We start from the raw sequence: 4,570 nt of genomic DNA on the forward strand, positions 1-4,570 counted from the left end.
GGGCGCGCGGCGAGCTGCGCGAGGCGAAGGCCGAGATCTCCGAGCTGCGCCGCAAGCTGCACGAGGCCCGCACCAAGGCCAAGGCCGAGCGCGCCCGCGCCGACGAGATCGCCGAGCGCACCGAGCGGGAGCTGGCCGAGGCCCGCGACGCGCGCGCCGCCGCCGAGAAGGAGCTGCGCAGGATGCGCGCCCGGCTCGACCGCGCCGAGGCGGGCGCGGAGGCCGCCAAGCGCGCCGCCCGCGAGGGCCGCAACCTCGACGACGTCCGGCTGCGGATGCTGCTGGAGACGCTGGTGGACGCCGCCCAGGGCGTCCGGCGCGAGCTGGCGCTGCCCTCGACCATCGGGCGTCCCGCCGACCTGGTGACCGGCGGCGAGGCCGGGGCCCCGGCGCACCGCGCGCTGCCCGGCCGCACCCTGTCCGACGGAGACCCGCAGCTGCTCGACCGGCTCCTGCAGCTCCCCGGCGTCCACCTGGTCGTGGACGGCTACAACGTCACCAAGACCGGCTACGGCGACCTGGCCCTCGCCGACCAGCGCGTCCGGCTGCTGTCCGGGCTCGGCGGGCTGGCCGCGCAGACCCGCGCCGAGGTCACCTGCGTCTTCGACGGCGCGGAGCTCGACAGCCCGGTCGCCACCGTCGCGCCGCGCGGCGTCCGGGTGCTGTTCAGCCAGCCCGGTCAGACCGCCGACGAGCTGATCGGCGAGCTGGTCCGCGCCGAGCCGGGCGGCCGCGCCGTGGTGGTCGTCTCCTCCGACCGCGAGGTCCAGGACGCCGCCCGCCGCGCCGGCGCGCGGCCCGTCCCGTCCCCTCTCCTCCTGCGCCGCCTCGGCCGGAGCTGAGCCGCCGCCGAGCCGCGCCCCGCGCAGGGTCCGGCGCTCGCAAAACGGTCACACGCGCATCGTGAGGCTCAGGTGACCCGCGGTAGGTAAACCGGGCTTAACTAGAGCAGATCGGTGGGAATCGGTTGTGGCTGGTGTGGGGCCTCGCTAGTGTCGTCCGCTGACGTCTTGGACGAGAGGGGCATATCGAACCGTGGCCAGTGTTCCCAAGCGTGGCACCACGACGCGCCGTGTGCTGGCGACAGCCTGCCTCGCCGTGGCGACCTCGCTCACCCTCCCCCAGGGCTTCGCCGGCGCCGCCCCCGCGAAGCCCAGCGCCGAGGAGGTCAAGAAGAAGCTCACCAAGCTGAACGAGCAGGTCGACCAGGCGGTTCAGAAGTACAACAAGACCCAGAGCCAGCTGAAGGCCGCCAGGAAGAAGCTCGCGGCGGCCAAGAAGGCCTCCGACGCCCAGCAGCGCAGCTACGAGAACCAGCGCCAGGCGATCGCCAAGATGGCGGCGACCGCCTACAAGAACGGTGACACCGACTCCGTCACCGGTTTCGTCTCGGCGGGCAACCCGCAGGTCGTCCTCGACCAGGCGGCGGTCATCGCGCAGCTGTCCCGCAACCGGACGGGCGCGCTCGCCCAGTTCCTCGCCGCCGCCCAGCGCGTGGCGCGGGAGAAGGCCCAGGCGCAGCAGACGCTGGACGACGTGACCACCAAGCTGAACGAGCTGAAGAAGCAGAAGACGGGCCTGGACAAGCAGGTCAAGGCCCAGCAGAAGCTCCTCGACAAGCTCGGTGGCCAGGACCCCACGGACAACGGCAAGCCGGGCGGGGGTGGCGGAGGTCACTACACCGGCCCCGCCACGGGCAGCGCGAAGGCGGCGATCGAGTTCGCCTACGCCCAGATGGGCAAGCCGTACGTGTACGGCGCCGACGGCCCGAACTCCTACGACTGCTCGGGCCTGACCGAGAAGTCGTGGGCGGCGGGCGGCGTCGACATCGGCCGCGACACCTACGCCCAGTGGGCGAACGTGAAGCACGTGAGCAAGAGCGAGCTCCAGCCCGGCGACCTGGTGTTCTTCAACAGCCTCGGGCATGTGGGCCTCTACATCGGCAACGGCAAGATGATCCACGCGCCGCACACCGGCACCGTGGTCCAGATCGCCGACATCTCCTCGGGCTACTACCAGAGCGCCTGGTACGGCGCCGGCCGTCCCTGAGACGGGGCGATCCGGGCGGTCCCACCGCTGCACGGCCGTTGGGCCAGGTCTCTGACCTGGCCCAACGGCCTTTTTGTGGTGGATTTGCCTTCTGATTGAACTTTGCTACCTTGTGGGCACTCGCGGCGCCCTCCAGGCGCCGTCCCCCTCGCGACGCGCCCCACGCGCCGCGGTTCCGGCGGGACGCCGTCCAGGCGCCGCCGCCCCCCTCGCGACGCGTTCCACGCGCCGCGTCCCCCGGTAGGCCCGGCCCGCCCGTGCGCACGCGAACGGCGTGCATGGCGCTGAGAGCGCGCCACGGCGGATTCCTTTACCCGGCCCCTGCCCGTGCGCGGCCCTTTACCCGGGCCCGCCACTCCCACAACATCACGCCGCTCGCCCGCACGCGGGACATCAGGGTCCCGTCGTCCGGCCTCATCACGCCCCTGGGGCGAGCAGGCAACGCCGAGTCCGCGCGATGGCGCGCGGAGCCGGGGACCCACCGCGTCCGCCCGTCCGGGCCTTCCGGACGGCGCGATCAAGGCGCACGGGGTGAATCGGCGCGGTCCCAGCCCCCAGTTCAAGGCCCCCACGGGCCTGGTGAGGGACCCGTCGTAGGGCTGCTTCCACGCCCGAACCCGACAGCTAACCCGGTAGGCGTCTGGAAGAAGGAGACAACCCCTGTCCAGCAACGCTGTCAGCAGCAGAGCCCGATCCGCGCGTATCCTGGGCGGCCTCACGGTCGTCACGGCCGTGGCGGCGCCCGTCGTGCTCGCCGGTCCGGCCCCCGCCCACGCGGCGGCCGCCAAGCCCGTGAGCGTGGTGGTCAAGCAGGCCAAGCACAAGACCTGGGCCGAGCGCCAGAAGCTCGCCAGGAAGGCGCTGAAGTACGCCGCCTCCAAGAAGGGCAAGCCGTACCGCTACGGCGCGGCGGGCCCGAACGCCTTCGACTGCTCCGGATTCGTCCAGTGGTCCTACCGGAAGGCCGGGGTGAAGCTGCCCCGGGTCACCACGTCCCAGTACCGTTCGGTAAAGAACAAGGTTGCCTGGAACAAACTCGCGCCAGGAGACCTTGTGTTCTTTAACGGCAAGGGTCATGTCGGCCTCATCTACAAGAAAAAGGGCCGTACGCTCTACATGATCCACGCGCCCCACTCCGGCGACCACGTCCGGGTGGCCAAGCTGAACAGCTACCGCAAGAAGACCTTCGCGGGCGCCGTCCGTCCTTATTAGACGCGGGTCCGCAGGGCCCGGCGGCAGGAAGACCTCCGCCGGGCCCTCCCACCCCGCTCGCCCTCCAGTGCGAGCCGTCCCCTGAGCGGGACCGTCCATATCCAGTAACGGACGCCTTTCGAGGACGTCCGCCGCCGAGTCCGCTCCCGACGCGCCGAGCGCGTCCAGTGGAGCCGGGGACCCACCTACACCGGGGTGAATCGGCCTCCCAGAGGCCGTAGGGCAGCTTCCACGCCCGAACCCGACAGCTAACCCGGTAGGCGGCATGGAAGCCGAGGAGAACACCCTTGAACGCCACGCGTACCAGCAAGCTTCAGCCTGTCTTCCAGTCGCTGCGCACCACCAGCGCCCTCGTCGCCGGCGCCGCCGTCGTCGGGACCGTCGCCGCGACCGCCGCGCACGCCTCCACGATCACCCCGCACGACGCCAAGCCGCAGGCCGCGGCCATGCGGATCAGCGAGGCCGCGATGGCCCAGAACACCCTCCCGAACCTCAAGAAGTCCGCTCCGGAGCAGGCCGGCCGGCACGCCGCGCAGGCCGCGCGGGGGCAGGCCCCCAAGGCCGCCAAGGCCGCCCCGGCCATGCCCACCGCCCAGAAGGCCATCAAGATCGCGACCTCCCAGGTCGGGATCAGCGAGGACGGCGCGGGCAAGACCAAGTTCCAGAAGTGGTACATGGGCACCGAGCGGGCCAAGCAGACCCTCGCCCGTGACGGCGGCGCGCTCCGCCTGTACGCCGACGCCGAGTGGTGCGACATGTTCGTCTCCTGGGTCGGCACCCAGGCCGGCTTCTCCCACCAGGTCGGCTCCGACGCCTGGACCGTGGCCCACGCCAAGTGGTTCAAGAGCCAGGGCCGCTGGGGCACCACCCCGAAGCCCGGCGCGGTCGTGTTCTTCGCCTGGAACGGCAGCAAGAGCCTCGACTCCATCCAGCACGTCGGCATGGTGATCAAGGGCAACGGCGACGGCACCGTCAAGACCGTCGAGGGCAACACCGACGGCGGTTCGGTCGAGGTCAAGACCCGTCCGAGCGACACCATCGTCGGCTACGGGTACCCCGGCTACGCCAAGTGACCGGCACTCCCGGCCGCGCTCTAGGATCGCCGCATGGGCGACGAGCGGGCCGTGGAGACGGGGGCGGGGTCCGCTTCCGGGCGGGCCGCTGAGCGGCCCTCAGGCCCCGGCACGGCAGAGCACCACGCCGTGGCGGACCAGCCCGCCGGGAACGGCGCCGTAGAGAACGACACCGCAGAGCCCGCCGCCGCGGGGTCCCACCTCACCGTGGGGCCCCCGCGGCGGCGGGCTCTCGG

Annotated in this window: 4 protein-coding genes and 2 riboswitches; all 4 genes read left to right on the plus strand. The window is 72.0% G+C overall.

Annotation, left to right across the window (positions count from 1 at the left end; all coding sequences use genetic code 11):
- On the plus strand, window positions 1–842 hold an 842-nt coding region (locus AB0J52_RS28560), incomplete at its 5' end, for an NYN domain-containing protein (RefSeq protein ID WP_500185577.1).
- Between the two features lie 232 nt (window positions 843–1,074).
- A complete protein-coding gene (locus AB0J52_RS28565) occupies window positions 1,075–2,049 on the plus strand; it encodes a C40 family peptidase (RefSeq protein WP_500185580.1) in 975 nt (324 codons plus the stop codon).
- Window positions 2,050–2,481: 432 nt separating this feature from the next.
- Window positions 2,482–2,703: riboswitch (cyclic di-AMP (ydaO/yuaA leader) on the plus strand.
- A gap of 78 nt (window positions 2,704–2,781) precedes the next feature.
- Window positions 2,782–3,261, plus strand: a complete 480-nt coding sequence (locus AB0J52_RS28570; RefSeq protein WP_500185581.1) for a C40 family peptidase — start codon at window positions 2,782–2,784, stop codon at window positions 3,259–3,261.
- A gap of 142 nt (window positions 3,262–3,403) precedes the next feature.
- A riboswitch (cyclic di-AMP (ydaO/yuaA leader) is annotated at window positions 3,404–3,540 on the plus strand.
- A gap of 8 nt (window positions 3,541–3,548) precedes the next feature.
- Complete coding sequence (locus tag AB0J52_RS28575; RefSeq protein ID WP_500185583.1) at window positions 3,549–4,334, plus strand: CHAP domain-containing protein; 786 nt, start codon at window positions 3,549–3,551, stop codon at window positions 4,332–4,334.
- The last annotated feature ends 236 nt before the right edge of the window (window positions 4,335–4,570 follow it).

Origin of the sequence: Spirillospora sp. NPDC049652 (genome assembly GCF_040675125.1) — a bacterium.
GTDB lineage: Bacteria > Actinomycetota > Actinomycetes > Streptosporangiales > Streptosporangiaceae > Spirillospora.